This is a genomic window from Burkholderia sp. 28_3 (assembly GCF_003253915.1).
In the GTDB taxonomy this organism is placed as follows: domain Bacteria; phylum Pseudomonadota; class Gammaproteobacteria; order Burkholderiales; family Burkholderiaceae; genus Burkholderia; species Burkholderia cenocepacia.
In genome coordinates, this window is sequence record NZ_QKZF01000047.1 from 1 (window position 1) to 21,251 (window position 21,251).

Annotated in this window: 16 protein-coding genes; 8 read left to right on the plus strand and 8 right to left on the minus strand. The window is 66.8% G+C overall.

Features of this window, described 5'->3' with window-relative positions; all coding sequences use genetic code 11:
* Together DFS13_RS40665 and DFS13_RS38530 are read left to right on the plus strand one after the other, a co-directional pair.
* Positions 1-273, plus strand: a 273-nt coding sequence (locus DFS13_RS40665) for a hypothetical protein (RefSeq protein WP_208328493.1), incomplete at its 5' end; no start/stop codon positions are given.
* A complete protein-coding gene (locus tag DFS13_RS38530) occupies positions 243-1,970 on the plus strand; it encodes an AMP-binding protein (protein ID WP_006491418.1) in 1,728 nt (575 codons plus the stop codon). The genes DFS13_RS40665 and DFS13_RS38530, both read left to right, overlap by 31 nt.
* A gap of 297 nt (positions 1,971-2,267) precedes the next feature.
* Here the strand turns inward: DFS13_RS38530 and DFS13_RS40555 are convergent, their stop codons facing one another.
* Positions 2,268-2,456: a hypothetical protein gene (locus DFS13_RS40555; protein ID WP_158380823.1), complete on the minus strand. Its 189-nt coding sequence runs from the start codon at positions 2,454-2,456 to the stop codon at positions 2,268-2,270.
* 248 nt (positions 2,457-2,704) lie between these two features.
* Complete coding sequence (locus tag DFS13_RS38540; RefSeq protein ID WP_006482715.1) at positions 2,705-3,517, minus strand: transporter substrate-binding domain-containing protein; 813 nt, start codon at positions 3,515-3,517, stop codon at positions 2,705-2,707.
* Positions 3,518-3,666: 149 nt separating this feature from the next.
* Between DFS13_RS38540 and hemE the strand changes: the two genes are divergently transcribed.
* From hemE to DFS13_RS38565, 4 genes are all read left to right on the plus strand, one after another.
* Complete coding sequence (gene hemE / locus DFS13_RS38545) at positions 3,667-4,761, plus strand: uroporphyrinogen decarboxylase (protein ID WP_006482732.1); 1,095 nt, start codon at positions 3,667-3,669, stop codon at positions 4,759-4,761.
* A 448-nt stretch (positions 4,762-5,209) separates the two neighbouring features.
* Positions 5,210-7,471 carry a primosomal protein N' gene (locus DFS13_RS38550; RefSeq protein ID WP_111442863.1) on the plus strand — a complete coding sequence of 754 codons (2,262 nt, stop codon included), beginning with the start codon at positions 5,210-5,212 and terminating at the stop codon, positions 7,469-7,471.
* A gap of 380 nt (positions 7,472-7,851) precedes the next feature.
* On the plus strand, positions 7,852-11,784 hold the full coding sequence (gene putA, locus DFS13_RS38560; protein WP_048988765.1) for a trifunctional transcriptional regulator/proline dehydrogenase/L-glutamate gamma-semialdehyde dehydrogenase: 3,933 nt from the start codon (positions 7,852-7,854) through the stop codon (positions 11,782-11,784).
* A gap of 84 nt (positions 11,785-11,868) precedes the next feature.
* Positions 11,869-13,008 carry a branched-chain amino acid ABC transporter substrate-binding protein gene (locus DFS13_RS38565; protein ID WP_006482201.1) on the plus strand — a complete coding sequence of 380 codons (1,140 nt, stop codon included), beginning with the start codon at positions 11,869-11,871 and terminating at the stop codon, positions 13,006-13,008.
* Positions 13,009-13,216: 208 nt separating this feature from the next.
* On the opposite strand, the gene DFS13_RS38570 is transcribed toward DFS13_RS38565, so the two are convergent.
* The 6 genes from DFS13_RS38570 to DFS13_RS38595 form a co-directional block, all read right to left on the minus strand.
* The gene (locus DFS13_RS38570) at positions 13,217-13,627 is read right to left on the minus strand and encodes a hypothetical protein (RefSeq protein ID WP_006496306.1); all 411 of its coding nucleotides are present in this window, start codon (positions 13,625-13,627) and stop codon (positions 13,217-13,219) included.
* A complete protein-coding gene (locus DFS13_RS38575) occupies positions 13,620-14,165 on the minus strand; it encodes a M35 family metallo-endopeptidase (protein WP_241308568.1) in 546 nt (181 codons plus the stop codon). Before DFS13_RS38575 ends, DFS13_RS38570 begins: the two co-directional genes overlap by 8 nt.
* A 128-nt stretch (positions 14,166-14,293) precedes the next feature.
* Positions 14,294-14,827, minus strand: coding sequence for a hypothetical protein (locus tag DFS13_RS38580; protein WP_077021589.1), 534 nt, complete (start codon positions 14,825-14,827; stop codon positions 14,294-14,296).
* A gap of 10 nt (positions 14,828-14,837) precedes the next feature.
* Positions 14,838-15,497: a PAAR domain-containing protein gene (locus DFS13_RS38585; protein ID WP_043205298.1), complete on the minus strand. Its 660-nt coding sequence runs from the start codon at positions 15,495-15,497 to the stop codon at positions 14,838-14,840.
* A 256-nt stretch (positions 15,498-15,753) separates the two neighbouring features.
* Positions 15,754-17,262, minus strand: coding sequence for an AMP-binding protein (locus tag DFS13_RS38590; RefSeq protein ID WP_034201157.1), 1,509 nt, complete (start codon positions 17,260-17,262; stop codon positions 15,754-15,756).
* A gap of 51 nt (positions 17,263-17,313) precedes the next feature.
* Complete coding sequence (locus tag DFS13_RS38595; protein WP_111442864.1) at positions 17,314-18,966, minus strand: acyl-CoA dehydrogenase family protein; 1,653 nt, start codon at positions 18,964-18,966, stop codon at positions 17,314-17,316.
* 120 nt (positions 18,967-19,086) lie between these two features.
* Here DFS13_RS38595 and DFS13_RS38600 point away from each other — a divergent pair, with 120 nt between their 5' ends.
* Positions 19,087-19,755, plus strand: coding sequence for a TetR/AcrR family transcriptional regulator (locus tag DFS13_RS38600; RefSeq protein ID WP_006488476.1), 669 nt, complete (start codon positions 19,087-19,089; stop codon positions 19,753-19,755).
* 211 nt (positions 19,756-19,966) lie between these two features.
* The gene (locus tag DFS13_RS38605; RefSeq protein ID WP_006488473.1) at positions 19,967-21,121 is read left to right on the plus strand and encodes a pyridoxal phosphate-dependent aminotransferase; all 1,155 of its coding nucleotides are present in this window, start codon (positions 19,967-19,969) and stop codon (positions 21,119-21,121) included.
* Positions 21,122-21,251: the final 130 nt, after the last annotated feature.

Genomic DNA, 21,251 nt, shown 5'->3' on the forward strand with positions numbered 1-21,251 from the left:
TCTGTCACAGTGATGTCCATCAAATCGAAAATGATGGGCACTACTTTGATGTCGGACCGCACCGTCGTCTACGACGGTCGTCGTGAGGTGCTTACCTATTTCATCCGTCCGCCGCGATTTGATGTCAGAGTACCGTCAGCGGAGCGCGGCATCATCCGCGGTGAGGCCGCCCGTCGCGAGCGTTGCGGCGGAGGCGCGCAGCACGCGCGCGGGCCGATCAGACCCAAAGGACGGAGACATTCATGGCAGCAGACCTTGGCGTGGGCGCGCTGATCGCGCCCGAGAACGGCTTGTCGTACGTGCGTGGTGCAACCGACGTGCCGCTATCCGAAGCGACGATCGGCCGGTTCCTGCTCGACACGGCCGGCCGCTTTCCCGACCGCCCGGCCGTCGTGTTCCGCGAGCAGCAGGTGCGCTGGACCTGGCGCGAGTTCGCGAACGAGATCGACGTGCTGGCGGCAGGGCTCGCCGCGCTCGGGATCGTGAAGGGCGACTGCGTCGGCATCTGGTCGCCGAACCGCAGCGAATGGCTGCTCACGCAGTTCGCGACCGCGCGGATCGGCGCGGTGCTCGTCAACATCAATCCGGCCTACCGGCTGTCGGAACTCGAATACGCGCTGAACAAGGTCGGCTGCAAGGCCGTGATCGCGGCCGAGCGCTTCAAGAGCTCCGCGTACGTCGAGATGCTGCAGACCATCGCGCCGGAGCTCGCGACCGCGACGCCGGGCGACCTGCATGCGGCGCGCGTGCCGAGCCTGCGCACGATCGTGTCGATGGGCGAGGTGGCGCCTGCCGGCATGTTCCGCTTCGCGGACGTGATGGCGCGTGGCCGCCGGGCCGTCGATCCGGCGCTGCTCGATGCGATCGGCGCGACGCTCTCGGCCAACGATCCGATCAACATCCAGTTCACGAGCGGCACGACCGGCAGCCCGAAGGGCGCGACGCTCACGCACCGCAACGTCGTCAACAACGCGCGCTCGATCGCGATGGCGATGCGTTTCACCGAACAGGATTCGCTCTGCATCCCGGTGCCGCTCTATCACTGCTTCGGGATGGTGCTGGCCGTGCTCGCGTGCGTGTCGAAGGGCGCCGCGATGGTATTCCCCGGCGAAGCGTTCGATCCGGTCGCGACGCTCGCGGCGGTGGCCGAAGAACGTTGCACCGCGCTGCATGGCGTGCCGACGATGTTCATCGCCGAGCTCGACCATCCGGAATTCGCGAAATTCGACCTGTCGACGCTGCGCACCGGGATCATGGCCGGCTCGCCGTGCCCGATCGAGACGATGAAGCGCGTCGTGTCGCAGATGCACCTTTCTGAAATCACGATCGCGTACGGGATGACGGAGACGAGCCCCGTGTCGTTCCAGAGCTCGACCGACGATCCGCTGGAGAAGCGCACGACGACGGTTGGCCGCATCCAGCCGCATCTCGAAGTGAAGATCGTCGATCCGAGCGGCGACATCGTGCCGGTCGGCGCGACGGGCGAGCTGTGCACGAAGGGCTATTCGGTGATGCTCGGCTACTGGGACGACGACGCGAAGACGCGCGAGGTGCTGGTCGACGGCTGGATGCATACCGGCGACCTCGCGACGCTCGATGCGGACGGTTACTGCAACATCGTCGGCCGCCTGAAGGACATGGTGATTCGCGGCGGCGAGAACGTCTATCCGCGCGAAATCGAGGAATTCCTGTTCCGGCATCCGAAGATCCAGAGCGCGCAGGTGTTCGGCGTGCCCGATGCGAAGTACGGCGAGGAGCTGTGCGCGTGGATCGTGCTGCGCGCGGACGAGCAGATGACCGAGGACGACGTGCGCGCGTTCTGCAACGGGCAGATCGCGCACTACAAGATCCCGCGCTATATCCGCTTCGTCGACGAGCTGCCGATGACGGTGACGGGCAAGGTGCAGAAGTTCGTGATGCGCGACCGGATGATCGAGGAGCTGAAGCTCGACGTGCAGAAGACCGCTTGAAGCGGGACGATGCCGGAAAATGCGGGAAAAACGTGGCGGCCTGTGCAGGCCGTTACGTTTTCGATGGACGAAAAAAAGCGGGCTTATTAGCCCGCTAAAAACCACACGCTACGGGGTTAGCGCGAGGAGACCAAAGATGAAACCGAGTCCGGCGGGGGGCCGGAAACGACTCCAACAGGGATGCCCCTCGGAAGGGCTTCGGTACGTGACCGACTGGCTCGCAGCGCTTCGCGTCCGCTCACACTTGGCACACGAGACCGCATCCGTGTTGAAACCGTTGAGGCCATTGTGGGCGAATTAATGACCCGTCGCGGTAACAAAGTGTTTCAGGTTGTAACGCCCGCCAGATAAGGCTTTCCGGGATTTTTTGCTGTTTTCGGGGTCCTGAAAAAGGTCATTTTTACCCATATTTTCCACCGCGTTTTCAGGGTGTGCGCGCGATGCGTTTTTCACGCGTATCGGGCGCGATGAATTGCCGATTTTCACGCGAGAAAGTGCACGGCGCGACCGATACCGCGCATGACGATTCATTCGTCAGAAAGATTTTGAAACGTGATCGGAATGCGCGGAAGTCGGCCGTTCGGCCGATCTGCGGGTTTTGAGCCGATGGCGAAGGGCGGCGGCGCGGACGGAAGGTGTAACGGCGGCAGGGCGGCCGCCGCTTCCGGCGAGATGTCGGCACCCCGGCGGCCGCGGGGTCGGTGCCCGTTATCGGCCGCCGCGGCGCGGGCCGCCTACTTCAGCCACTTGTCCGAAATGGCCTGGTACTCGCCGGTCGAGCGCGCGAGATGCAGCCACTGGTCGACGTACTGCTGGAACACGACGTCACCGCGCGGCACCATGTACGCCTTCTCGCCGAACTGGAACGGCTTGTCCGGATGCACCGAGCACAGGCCCGGATTCAGCTTTTGCTGCAGCAGCGTCTCGGACGCATCCGTCACCATCACGTCGGCCTTGCCCGCGAGGATCTGCTTGAAGATCGTCACGTTGTCCGGATAGACGGTCAGGTTCGCGTGCGTGAAGAACTGCTTCGCGAACCGCTCGTTGGTGCCGCCCGGATTGACGATCACACGGGTTTCGGGCCGGTCGATCTGCGCGACGGTCTGGTATTTGTCGGCATCCGCGCAGCGCACGATCGGCGTCTTGCCGTCGACCACGTACGGCTGCGTGAAGAACACGCGCTTCTGGCGCTCGAGCGTCGTCGACACGCCGCCCACCGCGATGTCGCATTTCGCGACGAAGTCGTTGGTGAGGTTCGACCAGCTCGTCTTCACGTAGTCGGTCTTCACGCCGAGCGATTTCGCGAGCGATTCGGCCATGTCGATGTCGATGCCCTCGAAGCGGCCGTCCGCGCGATAGTACGAATACGGCTTGTAGTCGCCCGTCGTGCACACGCGCAGCGCGCCGCGCGCGAGCACGTCGTCGAGCCGCGAGCCGGCGGTAGCGGCGCTCGCAGGCGCCGCAGTGGCCGTACTCTGCGCGTGCGCGGCGGCGCAGCAAAACGCGGCGGCAGCAGCGAGCGTGGCAAGCGTGGCGAATGTCTTCATCGGTCTCCTCCTTCGTTCGGTTCGATATGAGCGTCCGATCATAACGGAGCCATCGCGCGCGTCATATGGCCGCCATCGCATCGGCATGCGCGGCCCGAGCGCGGCTGTCCGGTAAAATGCCGCTTTGCCTTCGCATCGTCGCTCCTACCGTGGCCCATAACCTGCTCAACGACACCTTCCTGCGTGCGCTTCTGCGCGAGCCGACCGACTACACGCCGATCTGGCTGATGCGCCAGGCCGGCCGCTACCTGCCCGAATACAACGCGACGCGCGCGCGCGCCGGCAGCTTCCTCGGCCTCGCAAAGAATCCCGACTACGCGACCGAGGTGACGCTGCAGCCGCTCGAGCGCTTCCCGCTCGACGCCGCGATCCTGTTCTCGGACATTCTGACGATTCCCGACGCGATGGGGCTCGGCCTCGACTTCCAGGTCGGCGAAGGGCCGAAGTTCGCGCATCCGGTGCGCACCGAGGCCGACGTCGCGAAGCTCGCGGTGCCGGACATCGAGGCGACGCTCGGCTACGTGACGGGCGCCGTGCGCGAGATTCGCCGCGCGCTCACCGACGCTCAGGGCCGTCAGCGCGTGCCGCTGATCGGCTTTTCGGGCAGCCCGTGGACGCTCGCGTGCTACATGGTCGAAGGCGGCGGCTCGGACGATTTCCGCACGGTGAAGTCGATGGCGTATTCGCGCCCGGATCTGATGCACCGGATCCTCGACGTGAACGCGCAGGCGGTGGCCGCGTACCTGAACGCGCAGATCGAAGCGGGCGCGCAGGCCGTGATGATCTTCGATACGTGGGGCGGTGCGCTGGCCGACGGCGCGTATCAGCGCTTCTCGCTCGACTATATCCGCCGCGTGGTGTCGCAGCTCAAGCGCGAGCACGACGGCGAGCGCGTGCCGGTGATCACGTTCACGAAGGGCGGCGGGCTGTGGCTCGAGGAGATCGCGGCGACCGGCGTCGACGCGGTCGGGCTCGACTGGACGGTCAACCTCGGCGCCGCGCGTGAGCGCGTCGCGGGGCGCGTGGCGTTGCAGGGCAACCTCGACCCGACGATCCTGTTCGCGCCGCCGGCCGCGGTGCGCGAACAGGCGCGCGCGGTGCTCGACAGCTACGGCAACCATCCGGGCCACGTGTTCAACCTCGGGCACGGCATTTCGCAATTCACGTCGCCCGATCACGTCGCCGAACTCGTCGACGAAGTGCATACCCACAGCCGCGCGATCCGTAGCGGAGCAGCGGGCTGAACGCAAGCGCTGTCATGCTGCACTGCAGGATGACAGCGTTTCGTTGCTGAAACTAAACAGGGCGCAACCCCGCTCCCGCTGCCGATTCGGTGCTTGTCAAGACTTGACTTATACACATTTTCCACGTTGCAGCGCGGTAGAGCCCCGTATCGGTCAATTTGTCTCGCTATGGTTCGGTAATTTGAATAGCAGCCTTATGGAATAAGGCTTCGCGGGGCACCGCAGCAAGCAGCGAAAAACAGCGCAAAGCACGGCCCCGCGCGCGTTGCGGCCGTTGAGCGGCGAGTTCTCAACAAAGTTATCCACAGGCTGGGCAGGGTATACGGCGATTCCTAATGCGAATCCAAAACTTAGCGCCGAATCTGAAGTTTTACTTTAAGTTCGCCGTCGCGATGCGGGCGCGGATGCAAGCCGTCCGTACTTCGCGTGCTGCCGCCGGAGCGCCGCAATGAGCGGCACCTACCTGCGCGTCGCGCTCGACCATCCGCTCGCCACGCTGTTCGACTACCGCTGCGACGCGCAGCCGGCGCCGGTGCCCGGGACGCTCGTGCAGGTGCCGTTCGGCAAGCGGCAGGCCGTCGGCCTCGTCTGCGAAGTCACCACTCACACCGATGTGCCGCCGTCGCGGTTGCGCGCGGTCAACGCGATCTGCGCCGACCTGCCGCCGCTGTCGCCGGACTGGCTCGCGCTCGTGTCGTTCGCCGCCGATTACTATCAGCGCGGGCGCGGCGAGGTCGCGTTGCCGGCGCTGCCGCAGGCGTTGCGCGACGCCGGGCGCTGGGGGCGGCTGCTCGCGCCGGAAGTGCGCTACCAGCCGACCGAAGCCGGCCGCGCGGCGCTGCCCGACGCGTTGCCCGCGCGCGGTGCCGCGCTGCGCCGGCTCGCGCAGGCGCTCGTCGACACCGGCTCGCTGACGCTGCCTGACGCGCGCGCGCTCCATCCGAAGGCGGCCGCGACGCTCGACGACTGGGCGGCGCGCGGCTGGGTCGACGTCGAGGAGATCGGCTGGGCCGATACGCCTGTGGCCAAACCTGTGGATAACCTGTCGACAAACGGTGGACGAACTGTGCCGCCGGCGTTGACGGACCAGCAGGCCGAGGCGCTGGACGCGATCCGCGCGGCGCACGGTTTCGCGCCGTTCCTGCTGCACGGCGTGACGGGCAGCGGCAAGACCGAGGTCTATCTGCATGCGCTCGCGTCGCTGCTCGACGCGCGGCCGGACGCGCAGGCGCTCGTGCTCGTGCCCGAAATCAACCTGACGCCGCAGTTCGAGGCCGCGTTTCGCGCGCGCTTCGCGGGTGCGCTCGCCGACGACGCGATCGTCACGCTGCACAGCGGGCTCGCCGAAGGCGAACGGGCGCGCAACTGGCTCGCCGCGCACACCGGCCGCGCGCGGATCGTGCTCGGCACGCGGCTCGCGGTGCTCGCGTCGATGCCGACGCTCGCGCTGATCGTCGTCGACGAGGAGCACGAGCCCGCGTACAAGCAGCAGGAAGGACTGCGCTATTCGGCGCGCGACCTGGCCGTGTGGCGCGCGAAGCAGCTCGGCATCACGGTCGTGCTCGGCTCGGCGACGCCGTCGCTCGAAAGCTGGTGGCAGGCCGAGCAGGGCCGCTACACGCGTCTCACGCTGTCGCGCCGCGCGGTGGCCGACGCGACGCTGCCGACCGTGCGGCTGATCGATCTCGAAGAGGAGCGGCGGCGCGGGCGCGCGTCGATGGGCGGGCTGTCCGGGCCGCTCGTCGCGGCGCTGAAGGCGCGGCTCGAACGCGGCGAACAGAGCCTCGTGTTCCTGAACCGGCGCGGTTACGCGCCGCAGCTCGCGTGCGACGCGTGCGGCTGGGTGGCCGGTTGCCCGCGCTGCAGCGCGTACGTCGTGCTGCACAAGCCCGAGCACGCACTGCGCTGCCATCACTGCGGCTGGGAAGCGCGCATTCCGCGCTCGTGCCCCGAGTGCGGGAACGTCGACATCGCGCCGCTCGGGCGCGGCACGCAGCGCATCGAGGAGGCGCTTGCCGAAGCGGTGCCGGGCGCGCGGATCCTGCGGATCGATGCGGACAGCACGCGCCGCAAGGGCAGCGCGCAGGCGCTTTTTTCCGACGTGCACGCGGGCGAGGTCGACATCCTGGTCGGCACGCAGATGATCGCGAAAGGGCACGACTTCCAGCGCGTGTCGCTCGTCGGCGTGCTCAATGCCGACACCGCGCTGTTCTCGCACGACTTCCGCGCGAGCGAGCGGCTGTTCGCGCAGCTGATGCAGGTGAGCGGCCGCGCGGGGCGCGCCGGGCTGCCGGGCGAGGTGATGGTGCAGACGCGCTACCCGCGTCATGCGCTGCATCACGCGCTCGGGCGGCAGGACTACGTGGGCTTCGCGAATTCGACGCTCGCCGAGCGGCGCGACGCGCACCTGCCGCCGTTCGTCTACCAGGCGCTGCTGCGCGCCGAAGGGCGCACGCTCGACGCGGCGCTCGCGTTCCTGCTGCAGGCCGCGGCCGCGTTGCCGGGGCTGCCCGGCGCGGATCGCGTGACCGTCTACGACGCGGTGCCGATGACGATCGTCAAGGTCGCGAACGTCCATCGCGCGCAATTGCTGCTCGAAAGCGCGTCGCGCGCGGCGCTGCAGCATGCGCTGCGTGCATGGCAGCCGGCGCTGCGCGCGCTGAAGGGCGTGCTGCGGTGGAGCGTCGAGGTCGATCCGCTGGATATCTGAGCGGCGCCGCGCGGCGCCTGCCACGGCGCGTTGCCGAATGCCGCGAAGCCCCAGCCGCCCGGCGCGCCGAACCGTCTCCCGTTGCTTGCCCGCCGCCGGCATCGGTCCGCGTCACACCACGCAGTGCAACCCGTTTTCGGCCGCTTGCGCGCATACGGAAGGTTGCACACGCGTGCCGAACCGGCCCGATCAGGGAAAACACCGATCCTCCGACCACGGGCAACCCCTAGGTTGCAACCGCGTAAGTGACTGATTATATTGACTAACTTATGGGTGCAACCTATCTCTCAATTTGGTTGCACCTTTTTATTGCGTGCCGTAGGATTTCGCGCATCCTCTTACACCACACTGCCGGGCTCGCACCGGCGCACGAACCCACCATGGCAAGCACGACTCTCGGCGTCAAAGTCGACGACCTTCTCCGCTCGCGCCTCAAGGACGCCGCCGCGCGTCTCGAGCGCACTCCCCACTGGCTGATCAAGCAGGCGATCTTCGCGTATCTCGAGCGGATCGAGCACGGCCAGTTGCCGCCCGAGCTGTCGGGCCACAGCGGCGTGACGGAGCTCGCCGACGGTCAGGCCGCGGACGGCGACGATGACAACTCGCCGCATCCGTTCCTCGAGTTCGCGCAGAACGTGCAGCCGCAATCGGTGCTGCGCGCGGCGATCACGGCCGCGTACCGCCGTCCGGAACCGGAGTGCGTGCCGTTCCTGCTCGGCCAGGCGCGCTTGCCCGCGAACCTGCAGGCGGACGTGCAGGCGCTCGCGACGAAGCTGGTCGAGGCGCTGCGCGAGAAGAGCTCGGGCGGCGGCGTCGAAGGGCTGATCCACGAGTTTTCGCTGTCGAGCCAGGAAGGGGTCGCGCTGATGTGCCTCGCCGAGGCACTGCTGCGCATTCCGGATCGCGCGACGCGCGACGCGCTGATCCGCGACAAGATCAGCAAGGGCGACTGGCGCTCGCACGTCGGCCATGCGCCGTCGCTGTTCGTGAACGCGGCGACCTGGGGGCTGATGATCACCGGCAAGCTCGTGACGACCAACAGCGAAGCGGGCCTGTCGTCGGCGCTCACGCGCCTGATCGGCCGCGGCGGCGAGCCGCTGATCCGCAAGGGCGTCGACATGGCGATGCGCCTGATGGGCGAGCAGTTCGTCACCGGCGAAACGATTTCCGAAGCGCTCGCGAACAGCCGCAAGTACGAAGCGCGCGGCTTCCGCTACTCGTACGACATGCTCGGCGAAGCGGCGACCACCGAAGAGGACGCGCAGCGCTACTACGCGTCGTACGAACAGGCGATCCACGCGATCGGCAAGGCGGCCGGCGGCCGCGGCATCTACGAAGGCCCGGGCATCTCGATCAAGCTGTCGGCGCTGCATGCGCGCTACTCGCGCTCGCAGCAGGACCGCACGATGAGCGAGCTGCTGCCGCGCGTGCGCGCCCTCGCGCTGCTCGCGCGCCGCTATGACATCGGCCTGAACATCGACGCGGAAGAAGCCGACCGTCTCGAACTGTCGCTCGACCTGCTCGAGGCGCTGTGCTTCGATCCGGAGCTCGCCGGCTGGAACGGCATCGGTTTCGTCGTGCAGGGCTACCAGAAGCGCTGCCCGTTCGTGATCGACTACCTGATCGATCTCGCGCGCCGCAGCCGTCACCGCCTGATGATCCGCCTCGTGAAGGGCGCGTACTGGGATACCGAGATCAAGCGGGCGCAGGTCGACGGCCTCGAAGGCTATCCGGTCTACACGCGCAAGATCTACACCGACGTGTCGTACCTCGCGTGCGCGAAGAAGCTGCTCGCCGCGCCGGACGCCGTGTACCCGCAGTTCGCGACGCACAACGCGTACACGCTGGCCGCGATCTATCAACTCGCGGGCCAGAACTACTACCCGGGCCAGTACGAATTCCAGTGCCTGCACGGGATGGGCGAGCCGCTGTACGAGGAAGTCACCGGTCGCGACAAGCTGAACCGCCCGTGCCGCGTGTACGCGCCGGTCGGCACGCACGAGACGCTGCTCGCGTACCTCGTGCGCCGTCTGCTGGAAAACGGCGCGAACACGTCGTTCGTGAACCGCATCGCCGATAAGACCGTGTCGGTGAAGGAGCTCGTTGCCGATCCGGTCGACGAAGCGTCGAAGGTCGTGCCGCTCGGCGCGCCGCACGCGAAGATCCCGCTGCCGCGCAACCTGTATGGCGACGAGCGTCCCAACTCGATGGGCCTCGACCTGTCGAACGAACACCGTCTCGCGTCGCTGTCGTCCGCGCTGCTCGCGAGCGCGCACCACCCGTGGCGCGCGGCGCCGATGCTCGCCGACGACGCGCTCGCCGATGCGCCGGCGCGCGACGTGCGCAACCCGGCCGACCAGCGCGACGTGGTCGGCACGGTCAGCGAAGCGACGTCCGAACACGTGAGCGCGGCGCTCGCGCACGCGGTGGCCGCCGCGCCGATCTGGCAGGCGACGCCGGTCGACGCGCGCGCCGATTGCCTGGTGCGCGCCGCCGACCTGCTCGAAGCGCAGATGCACACGCTGATGGGCCTGATCGTGCGCGAAGCCGGCAAGTCGCTGCCGAACGCGATCGCCGAGATCCGCGAAGCGGTCGACTTCCTGCGCTACTACGCGGCGCAGATCCGCGGCGAGTTCTCGAACGACACGCACCGCCCGCTCGGCCCCGTGGTCTGTATCAGCCCGTGGAACTTCCCGCTCGCGATCTTCATGGGCCAGGTCGCCGCGGCGCTCGCCGCCGGCAACACGGTGCTCGCGAAGCCGGCCGAACAGACGCCGCTGATCGCCGCGCAAGCCGTGCGCCTGCTGCGCGAGGCCGGCGTGCCGGCCGGCGCGGTGCAACTGCTGCCGGGCACCGGCGAGACCGTCGGTGCGGCGCTGGTCGCCGATGCGCGCACGCGTGCGGTGATGTTCACCGGTTCGACCGAAGTCGCACGCCTGATCAACAAGACGCTGTCCGCGCGCCTCGACCCGGACGGCAAGCCGATTCCGCTGATCGCGGAAACGGGCGGCCAGAACGCGATGATCGTCGATTCGTCGGCGCTCGCGGAGCAGGTCGTCGCGGACGTGATGCAGTCGTCGTTCGACTCGGCCGGTCAACGGTGTTCGGCGCTGCGCGTTCTGTGTCTGCAGGACGACGTCGCGGACCGCACGCTGACGATGTTGAAGGGCGCGATGCACGAGCTGGCGCTCGGCAACCCGGACCGGCTGTCGACCGACGTCGGCCCGGTGATCGACGCCGAGGCGAAGCAGACGATCGACACGCACGTCGCGGCGATGAAGGACAAGGGCCACGCGGTCACGCAACTGCCGATGCCCGACGCATGCGCGCACGGCACGTTCGTGCCGCCGACGCTGATCGAGATCGGCAGCATCGACGAGTTGAAGCGTGAAGTGTTCGGCCCCGTGCTGCACGTGGTGCGCTACCGCCGCAGCCAGCTCGACAAGCTGCTCGAGCAGATCCGCGCGACCGGCTACGGGCTGACGCTCGGCATCCACACGCGGATCGACGAGACGATCGCGCACGTGATCTCGAATGCGCACGTAGGCAACATCTACGTGAACCGCAACGTGATCGGCGCGGTGGTCGGCGTGCAGCCGTTCGGCGGCGAAGGGCTGTCGGGCACGGGCCCGAAGGCCGGTGGCGCGCTGTACCTGCAGCGCCTGCTCGCGACGCGTCCGTCGGGGCTGCCGCGCGCGCTCGCGCAGTCGCTGGTGGCGGACGGCGCGACCGAAAGCGATGCGCGCGGCAATCCGGCGGCGGCGCTCACGATGCTGCGCGACTGGCTGATCGAGCAGCGCGAGCCGGCGCTGGCCGCGCGTTGCGACGGCTACCTCGCACAGGTGCCGGCCGGCGCGACCGCGGTGCTGACCGGGCCGACGGGCGAGCGAAACACGTATACACTCGGCCCGCGCGGCACGGTGCTGTGTGTCGCGGCCACGCCGGGCGGCGCGCGTGCGCAGTTCGCGGCGGTGCTCGCGACCGGCAACCGCGCACTGTTCGCCGGCGCGGCGGGCGAGGCGCTGGTCGCCGCGCTGCCGGCGTCGCTGAAGGCGCACGCGGCGGTGCGCAAGCAGGCCGACGCGCCGTTCGACGCGGTGCTGTTCGAAGGCGACAGCGACGAACTGCAGACGCTCGTGAAGGACGTCGCGCAGCGGCCGGGCCCGATCGTGTCGGTGCAGGGCGTGTCGGCGGGCGCGTTCGAGAACGGCGACGCGGAAGACTACGCGCTCGAGCGGCTGTTGACGGAACGCTCGGTGAGCGTGAACACGGCCGCGGCGGGCGGCAATGCGAATTTGATGACGATCGGCTGATCATCCTTGCCGTTCGGATCAAACAAAGGAAGCGGCAAGGCGATCCCGAAGCCGCTCCATTTACCCTGGTACCAAGGAGATGCTATGCAACACACGATGAAAAAGGTGGCAGGCGCGACGTTCGTCGCGGTCATGTCGCTGGCGGGGACGGCCCATGCGGATGACGTGAAGATCGGTTACGCAGGGCCGATGACGGGCGCGCAGGCGCACTACGGCAAGGATATGCAGAACGGGATCGTGCTCGCGCTGGAAGACTTCAACGCGACGAACCCGAAGATCGGCGGCAAGCCGGTGAAGTTCGTGCTGAGCACGCAGGACGACCAGGCTGACCCGCGTACTGGCACGACGGTCGCGCAGAAGCTGGTCGACGACGGCATCAAGGGCATGCTCGGCCACTTCAACTCGGGCACGACGATTCCGGCTTCGCGTATCTACGCGAACGCGGGCATTCCGGAAATCGCGATGGCGACGGCGCCGGAATACACGCAGCAAGGCTACAAGACGACCTTCCGCATGATGACGTCCGACACGCAGCAGGGCTCGGTGGCCGGCACGTTCGCGTCGAAGGATCTCGGCATGAAGAAGATCGCGATCGTCGACGACCGCACGGCCTACGGCCAGGGTCTCGCCGACCAGTTCGAGAAGGCCGCGAAGGCCGGCGGCGCGACGATCGTCGATCGCGAATTCACGAACGACAAGGCCGTCGACTTCAAGGCGATTCTCACGAAGCTGAAGGCGGCGAAGCCGGACCTCGTCTACTACGGCGGTGCGGATTCGCAGGCAGCGCCGATGGTCAAGCAGATGAAGGCGCTGGGCTTCAACGCACCGCTGATGAGCGGCGAAATGGTGAAGACGCCGACGTTCCTGAAGATCGCGGGCAACGCGGCCGACGGCACGATCGCTTCGCTGGCCGGCCTCCCGCTGGAAGAAATGCCGGGCGGCAAGACCTACGCCGACAAGTACAAGAAGCGTTTCGGCGAAGACGTGCAGACCTACTCGCCGTACGCGTACGACGGCGCGATGGCGATGCTGAACGCGATGAAGAAGGCCGATTCGACCGATCCGGCGAAGTACCTGCCGGTGCTCGCGAAGACCGACATGGCCGGCGTCACGTCGACGCACGTCGCGTATGACGCGAAGGGCGACCTGAAGAACGGCGGCATCACGATGTACAAGGTCGAGAAGGGCGAGTGGAAGCCGCTGAAGAGCATCGGCGGCAAGTAAGCAGCTTGATGTGATGTGACGCGCGGGCGGCGGTGTAACGCGTCGCCCCGCGCCTCATGCGAAAAAGCCACCGGACCCGATGGGGCCGGTGGCTTTTTCTTTGGTGGGACACGGCCGACAGGACATAGGAGTCTTGCCGGCAGTGGTGCAACAGGGGCGCCGCATGCGGACGTCGATACCGCATCACCGTGATGGCGGCCGGATGACGTTACTTGCCGTCGCAGCACTTGTTAGGGCAATCGGGCAGGAAGGAAATTTCCACACGCCGCCCATTGTCGACGTCGCCATGCGAATAGACGCGGGCGCTCTTCTTGATGGTTCCGCGTAAAAAACCGAGTTGCTCCAGCAGCGCATACGCGGTTTGCAATCTTGATTGCGCAAGGGCCAGTGCTTCCGGTTCACTTTCCTCGGCATGGCCGCTGATCAGCGTTGTTTCCTTGGTCAGGTGATTCGCGTAATTGAGTTTTTGGTCGATTGTCCATTTTGCAATGCGGACGATTTCGGCGTTCGATATGTGCGAGCTATCTCTCGAAAAGTAGATGTCGAGATTCTCGCTGGCGATGCAGGCGAATACCGGGCTGGAAGTGAGAAGGCCTAGGCAAAGAATAAACTTAAGCATTGTAAATGACGTATCCTGCAATACTGTCGGCATTGTTGATTGCTTGGTTCGGATTCTCGGCTCCAAACGTCAGACATTCCTCAATGAAATATCTATGATCCCTGGTTCCCATTGTGTCATCAAAATGACTCGCCTCATGAATCAAAGTGGAAACTATGGAATCTTTTTCCCATGAGAAGTCTCGCATTGTACAAAAATCGGGATGTATTGCGATCGTATGAGTTGCGGTATCCGGCGAACATACTGATGCCGCGACTCCCGATTTGTTTGGATTTGGAACGCATCCAATATGTTTGAATCGCTCGCTATCCCATCGCGTGAAATTGTATCCCGTGAGTGTCTTTAGCACGCGGACGATTGCAGTCAGGCCTGTTAATAGTGTTGTGCGAGTGCCTTCGTCAGTTCTGCCGAACCACTGTAATACGCGTGCCTTATCGGCGTTGGACCAGCGCTGCAAATCCATGATTCTTTTGTCGATGAGGGAAACGGCTCGATCGCGTTTACTCAATACCATTTCCCGGAATTCCTTGTTTGTCATGTTGTGACATATTCTCTCGGTATTGATCGTCACCTCCACCCATCGACCCGGGATTGGTATTGGTGGCTGCACCTGAGTGTACGAGGAACCATTCTCCGCCGTCATTCACATCAAAATCTTTCATTTTTTCAATGTTCCATCGTATAGATTTTCAACGTTGCCGAGGCGTCGGTGGCGATTCGATGTGTTTGCCCGGCCGTGTCCGTGGTGCCCGTGAAAATTTGCCCGGCGTCGGTAACGATTCGGTAGCGGATGTTCGCGAGCGGGCGGCGGGAGTCATCGAGCAAGGTGAATTGCTCGTCGTGTACGACAAATGACCGCTTGGCTGCATCAGGTTGGCGCCCAGTCAGCGTCGCAGTCTCTCCTGCGGTAAAAGTCATTCGCATGCCGCGTTCAGCGTAGAAGACCGGCGGTGGGTTGCATCCGCAGACATTGATATCTCCGCTCAATGCCCATTGTTTGCCGTTCGGGCCGGTACCTGGCCAGCGCGGCCCTTGCGGTGCGATGTACCCTTCACGCTTGCAGGTCGAACAGTAGGTCTTCATATCCAGCGTGGCGATATGAACCCTCGGCGGCGGATCGGAACAGGTCACAGTGTCGAGGCCTTCGACAATCACCGCTTCCCTGGCGCGGTCGCCTTTGGCAAGAAAGTAGCGAATCATGGGCGCTACCTCAGCGGGGCACGGACGAGCGGGTGACGACGCTAAATACGACGGACGACGCGATGCCTTGTCGCTCGGGGCTATCGGTGATCGTGTCGCCGTTATCGAGTTCGCTGCCAACGAATGCCAGCGGCGCGAAGTCGGGCCCGTCGGCCAAACCCAGACCACTCGTAATGCGTGCGGTTGAACCGTCCGGATAGTGGATCAGGTCGCCCACCGTGCCAGCCTTGCCCAAGTGCGGCGCTACTTCCCAAGTGCCGGACGGCTCGCGCAATGCACCGCCACGCGCTGTTGTCGCACCACGTACCGCCAATCTGTAAGCAGGCGGCGCGGGCGGTGGTACATAGGCCGGGTCGAATAGGCCCGCAACGCGTTGCCCATCCCGCACGTGAATGCCCCACGAGGTACGCAGAGTTTCGGTAATGCGGTCACCGTTGCTCAACCGGCTACCGACCAACGCGAACGGCTTGCCTCTGCTATGGTTGCTTCCCGCGCCGTCGATAATCGCGGCCTCGCTGCCGTCGTCATAAGTCACTACGTCGCCGACGCAAGCGACTTCCAATCCAGCCAGGGTCAGGCCGCTGGTTGCGGTGGTGACGCGTCCTCCGCGTTCTGTGAGTGCGCCAACGGTGGCGAAAAGATGAGTCGGTGCGTTGAGTTCGTTTTTCATCCGGCTTCCCTGTTTCAGTAAATGGAATGGCTGCCTAGAGACGCTATTCCAGATACGAAACGTCGATCAATCGGACGAATATGATTCAGAGCGGATAACGTCTATTACTTGTTCCGTTCCGCCTGGTGCATTGGGCGCGTGCGCGAACGCGTTGGGTCAGGTACCTCGGATAAGCAACAATGCCGTATCCCGCTTTTGGGTTCGCACTGGAGTATGAGGGCGCGGTTTACAAGTGCGCCGACTCAATCCCGGATACTCAGTCCCCCCGCACCCGCAGCAGAAACTTCTGCAACTTGCCGGTCGGCGTGCGCGGCAGCGCCTGCGCGAACGTGAACTCGCGCGGGATCTTGTACGCGGCAAGCCGCTCGCCGCAGAACGTGCGCAGCGCATCCGCATCGCGCACCGCGTTCGCCCGCATCACGACGTGCGCGACGACCGTCTCGCCCCAGTCCGGATGCGGGACGCCGACGACGGCCGCCTCGGCGATGTCCGGATGCGCGCCGAGCACGTCCTCCACTTCCTTCGAATAGACGTTCTCGCCGCCGGTGACGATTATGTCCTTCAGCCGGTCGACGATGAACAGGTAGCCCTCCTGATCGATCCGCGCGACGTCGCCGGTGCGGTACCAGCCGTCCGGCGCGAACGCGGCGCGCGTCGCGGCCGCGTCGTCGAGATAGCCGAGCATCATGCTGTCGGCCTTCAGCCAGATCTCGCCAGTCTCGCCCGGCCGCGCATCGACGCCGTCCATCCGCACGACGCGCAGGTCGACGCCCGGGCCGCCCTGGCGGCCGATCGAGCCGGCCTTCGCGATCTGCTCGTCCGGATACAGCGTCGTGCCGGCCGGCCCCGTTTCCGTCATCCCGTACACCTGGAAGAACGCGTGGCTGCGATACGCTTGCGCGAGCCGTTCGGCCTGCGCGGCGCCGATCGGGCCGCCGCCGTACAGCCACGCGCGCACGCTCGACAGGTCGAATGCCGCGAAGCCGTCGATCGTGTCGAGCGGCAGCGTGTACGACACCGGCGCGCCGAAATACAGCGTCACGCGCTCGCGCTCGACGGTCTGCAGGAAGCGCAGCGGATGGTATTCGCGCAGCAGCACGACGGTGCCGCCCGCGACCAGCGTGCCGCCGAACCAGTTGTTCAGCGGCGACGAATGCCAGATCGGCATCGCCATCAGCGTGCGTTCGTTGCGGCCGATCCCGATGGCGAGCGCCGCCTGCATCGCCGCGAGCGTCACCGTGCGATGGCTGTGCACGCAACCCTTCGGACGGCCGGTCGTGCCGGACGTGTAGAGAATCTGCGCGATGTCGTCATCGGCCGGCTCGATGCCCGCGAGGCCGTCCATCGTCGCGCACATCGTGTCGAAGTTCGGCACGCCGTCGAGCTCGCCCTCCGTCACGAGCCGCCGCGCCGGATGCACGAGGCGCTCGACCACCGGCGCGAGCGCCACGTCGAACAGCAGCGCGGTGCTGCCGCTGTGTTCGAGCACGTAGTCGACTTCCGGCGCCTGCAGCTTGTGGTTGATCGGCACGAACGCCGCGCCGAGCCGCCACGCGCCGAACATCAGGTCGACGAAGGCCGGCGTGTTGAAGCACATCGCGGCGACGCGGTCGCTGGCCGCGACGCCGAGCGCGCTCAGCACGGCCGCCGCGCGGTGCGAACGCGCGCGCGCGGCCGCATACGTGATCGTCGCGGATTCGCTGACGAGAAACGGCTTGTCGGGCGTCGCACGGGCGGCGCGGTCGAGGGCGGCGACGAGGTTCATCGAGGCTCCGGGGCGGGCGAACGAACGCGCGTTCGGGTGAACGGGCCGGCGTCAGGCCGGGTACGCGCGCTGCAGCAGCGCGGCGACGTCGATCGCGTGCGGATCGAAGCCGCCCGCGATGCGGCCCCAGTCGGGCGCGGCGAGCCGCGTCGCGACGAACGCGTCGGCGACGGCCGCCGGCGCATCGCGGCGCAGCAGGCACGCCTGCGCGACGAGCGCGAGCCGCTGCGCGAACACGCGGCCCGACGCTTCGAGCGTGTCGGCCGGGGCGGCGAGCATCGCGCGCAATCCGTCGAGCGCCGCGCGGATGCGCGGTTCGCCCGCGCCGAGGTCGGCCAGTTCGTCGAACAGCGCGGCGGCCGCGTCGGGCTCGCGCGATACGGCGCGCAGCACGTCGAGGCACATCACGTTGCCCGAGCCTTCCCAGATCGAGTTGACGGGCGCCTCGCGGAACAGGCGCGCGATCGGGCCGTCGTCGACGTAGCCGTTGCCGCCGAACACTTCCATCACCTCGCCGGTCAGCTCGACCGCGCGCTTGCAGACCCAGAATTTCGCGGCGGGCGTGACGATCCGCTTCCACGCGCGTTCGCGCGGCGAGTCGTCGCGTTCGAACGCGTCGGCGAGCCGCATCGCGAGCGACAGCGCGGCTTCGCTCTCCAGCGCGAGATCGGCGAGCACGGTGCGCATCAGCGGCTGCTCGGCGAGCGCGCGGCCGAACGCATGGCGCTGGCGCGTGTACGCGATCGCCTGCACGACGCCCTGGCGCAGCATCGCCGCGCTGCCGAGCACGCAGTTCAGCCGCGTGTAGGTGGCCATCTCGATGATGGTGGGAATGCCGCGGCCTTCGTCGCCGAGCATGATGCCCCACGCGTCGTTCAGCTCGATCTCGCTGCTCGAATTGCTGCGGTTGCCGACCTTGTTCTTCAGCCGCTGGATCTCGACCGCGTTCTTCGTGCCGTCCGGGCGCCAGCGCGGCACGTAGAAGCACGACGGGCTGCCGGCCTCGGTGCGCGCGACGACGAGGTGCGCGTCGCACATCGGCGCGGAGAAGAACCACTTGTGGCCGCGCAGCCGGTATTCGCCGCCGCGCCCGCCCGCGCCGACCGGCGTCGCGAGCGTGGTGTTCGCCCGCACGTCGGAGCCGCCCTGTTTCTCGGTCATGCCCATGCCGAACCAGATCGCGCGCTTGTCGGCGACCGGCACGTCGCGCGCATCGTAGGCGTCGCTGTAGAGCTTGTCGCGCAGCAGGTCCCACAGCGCCGGCTCCTTCTGCAGCACGGGGATCGCGGCCTGCGTCATCGTCGCGGGGCACAGCGTGCCGGCCTCGATCTGGCCGTGCAGGTAGAAGCCGGCGGCCGTCGCGGCCCAGCGGCCGCGGCGTGCATCGCGGAATGCGAGCGACACGAAGCCTTCGTGGCGATACTGGCCGAGCAGCGCGTGCCACGCCGGGTGGAAGTCGACGCGGTCGATGCGCCGGCCGCGCCGGTCGAACGTGTTCAGCTCCGGCGTGTGGCGGTTCGCTTCGTCGGCGAGTCGCGCGGTGTCGGCGCTGCCGAGCCGCGCACCATACGCATCGAGCTGCGGCACGGCCCAGTCGGCGCCCGCCCGGGCGAGCGCGTCGCGCAGCGCGAGATCCGTCGCGAAGAGGTTATAGTCGACGAGTTCGTCGAACTGGTTCGTGACGGCGTGGGTCGAGTCGGTCATCGCGGTTGTCTCCGGTCTCAGGCTTCGCGGTCAGCCGGCGTGATGCCGTACGGCGCGCGCTTCGGCGCGGGTTCCGGCTTCCGGTAAAACGTATTCCCTGTTGAATTCAGAGTAGCAAATATGCCGCCGCGACATGTTCAGGTTCCGGCGCCGCCCGGCTCGCCGGCGGCGCAACCCGCGCCCGCGTTGCGTCGCCGGCCGCGCCAGTCGCGCGCGCAGGCGAGTTCCGACGCGCTGCAGCAGGCGTTCGTTCAGCTTTTGCTCGAACGCGGCTACGCGAAGGCGACGATCCGCGAGATCGCGGCCGTCGCGGGCGTCAGCATCGGCACCTTCTACGAGTATTTCGGCGACAAGCAAAGCCTCGCGGCGCTCTGCATCCACCGCCGCGTGCTGGCGCTGGCCGACCGGCTGCGCGACGCCGTGCAGCGGCTGCGCGGTGCGCCGCGGGCCGAACTCGCCGCCGCGCTGGTCGATCTTCAGGTCGAGACGATCGCCGCCGACGCGGCGCTGTGGGGCGCGCTGTTCGTGCTGGAGCGCCAGGTGTCGCCGCTGGCCGCGTATCGCCGCCATTACGACGCCTATGTCGCGCTGTGGCGCGACGCGCTCGCCCACGCGGCCGATCCGCCGCCGGCCGCGCGGCTCGACGGGCTCGCGAGGATGGCTCACACGATCTGCTACGGCGGGCTGTCGCAGGCGCTGCTGACGCTCGGGCCCGCGCTCGATTTCGCCGCGCAACGCCGCGAACTGCGGGCCGTGCTGCTCGCGTACCTCGCGGCGGCGCACGCGTAGCGTTGCCGTAGGGGAAATGCCTGATTTGCATATCGGGTGCCCAGGCGAGCCTTCGCGCCAGGGGCTTCTCACCGAGAGCCATGAGAAAAATGCATGGCCGCCATGACGAACTTTCGATTGTCCGCCGATATTGGCTGGGGCTAAATCATGCGGCGGATGCAGGCCCGCACATGCCGCGCGGCCCGCCCGAAGGACATCAGGAGGAGAAGTCATGCGAAGCGCCACCGCGCCCCGTTCGAAACTGCCCGACGTCGGGACGACGATCTTCACGGTGATCGGCCAACTGGCCGCTCAACACAACGCGCTGAACCTGTCGCAGGGCGCACCGAATTTCGCGCCCGATCCGGCGCTCGTCGAAGGCGTCGCGCGTGCGATGCGCGACGGTCACAACCAGTACGCGCCGATGGCCGGCGTGATCGCGCTGCGCGAGCGGCTCGCCGAGAAGACCGAGGCGCTGTACGGCGCGCGCTACGACCCGGCGACCGAGATCACGGTGATCGCGAGCGCGAGCGAGGGGCTTTACGCGGCGATCAGCGCGCTCGTGCATCCGGGCGACGAGGTGATCTACTTCGAGCCGTCGTTCGACAGCTACGCGCCGATCGTGCGGCTGCAGGGCGCGACGCCGGTCGCGATCAAGCTGTCGCCCGAGCATTTCCGCGTGGACTGGGACGAGGTGGCCGCGGCCATCACGCCGCGCACGCGGATGATCATCGTCAACACGCCGCACAACCCGACCGCAACGGTGTTCTCCGCCGACGATCTCGAACGCCTCGCGCGGCTCACGCGCGACACGGGCATCGTGGTGCTGTCCGACGAAGTGTACGAACACGTCGTGTTCGACGGCGCGCAGCACCAAAGCGTCGCGCGCCATCGCGAGCTGGCCGAGCGCAGCGTGATCGTGTCGTCGTTCGGCAAGTCGTTCCACGTGACCGGCTGGCGGGTCGGCCATTGCCTCGCGCCGGCCGAGCTGATGGACGAGATCCGCAAGGTGCACCAGTTCATGGTGTTTTCGGCCGACACGCCGATGCAGGTCGCGTTCGCGGAAATCCTCGCGCGGCCGGACAGCTATCTCGGCCTGTCGGCGTTCTACCAGGCCAAGCGCGACCTGCTCGCGCGCGAGCTGGCCGATTCGCGTTTCGAGCTGCTGCCGAGCGAAGGCTCGTTCTTCATGCTCGCGCGCTTTCGCCACTTCTCGGACGAAAGCGACGGCGATTTCGTGCTGCGCCTGATCCGCGACGCGCGCGTCGCGACGATTCCGCTGTCGGCGTTCTATACCGACGGCACCGACGCCGGCGTGATCCGGCTCAGTTTTTCGAAGGACGACGCGACGCTGGTCGAAGGCGCGCGGCGGCTGCGTTCGCTGTAAGACAACCGGCGACGGGTACGTCGCATCGACCAGACACAGGAGAATTGAAATGAACGCGTCCCACCCGTGAACGTGAGAGCAGAAAAAGGGGTGGACCCTCACGGGCCAACGGCATCGATGTGCCCAAGTG

What these genes read in the sequence shown, in the direction of transcription:
- DFS13_RS38530 (WP_006491418.1), top strand. Translation starts at nt 243, where the DNA reads ATGGCAGCAGACCTTGGCGTGGGCGCGCTGATCGCGCCCGAGAACGGC.
- DFS13_RS38540 (WP_006482715.1), bottom strand. Translation starts at nt 3,517, where the DNA reads ATGAAGACATTCGCCACGCTTGCCACGCTCGCTGCTGCCGCCGCGTTT.
- DFS13_RS38550 (WP_111442863.1), top strand. Translation starts at nt 5,210, where the DNA reads ATGAGCGGCACCTACCTGCGCGTCGCGCTCGACCATCCGCTCGCCACG.
- putA (WP_048988765.1), top strand. Translation starts at nt 7,852, where the DNA reads ATGGCAAGCACGACTCTCGGCGTCAAAGTCGACGACCTTCTCCGCTCG.
- DFS13_RS38565 (WP_006482201.1), top strand. Translation starts at nt 11,869, where the DNA reads ATGCAACACACGATGAAAAAGGTGGCAGGCGCGACGTTCGTCGCGGTC.
- DFS13_RS38570 (WP_006496306.1), bottom strand. Translation starts at nt 13,627, where the DNA reads ATGCTTAAGTTTATTCTTTGCCTAGGCCTTCTCACTTCCAGCCCGGTA.
- DFS13_RS38575 (WP_241308568.1), bottom strand. Translation starts at nt 14,165, where the DNA reads ATGACAAACAAGGAATTCCGGGAAATGGTATTGAGTAAACGCGATCGA.
- DFS13_RS38580 (WP_077021589.1), bottom strand. Translation starts at nt 14,827, where the DNA reads ATGATTCGCTACTTTCTTGCCAAAGGCGACCGCGCCAGGGAAGCGGTG.
- DFS13_RS38585 (WP_043205298.1), bottom strand. Translation starts at nt 15,497, where the DNA reads ATGAAAAACGAACTCAACGCACCGACTCATCTTTTCGCCACCGTTGGC.
- DFS13_RS38590 (WP_034201157.1), bottom strand. Translation starts at nt 17,262, where the DNA reads ATGAACCTCGTCGCCGCCCTCGACCGCGCCGCCCGTGCGACGCCCGAC.
- DFS13_RS38595 (WP_111442864.1), bottom strand. Translation starts at nt 18,966, where the DNA reads ATGACCGACTCGACCCACGCCGTCACGAACCAGTTCGACGAACTCGTC.
- DFS13_RS38600 (WP_006488476.1), top strand. Translation starts at nt 19,087, where the DNA reads ATGCCGCCGCGACATGTTCAGGTTCCGGCGCCGCCCGGCTCGCCGGCG.
- DFS13_RS38605 (WP_006488473.1), top strand. Translation starts at nt 19,967, where the DNA reads ATGCGAAGCGCCACCGCGCCCCGTTCGAAACTGCCCGACGTCGGGACG.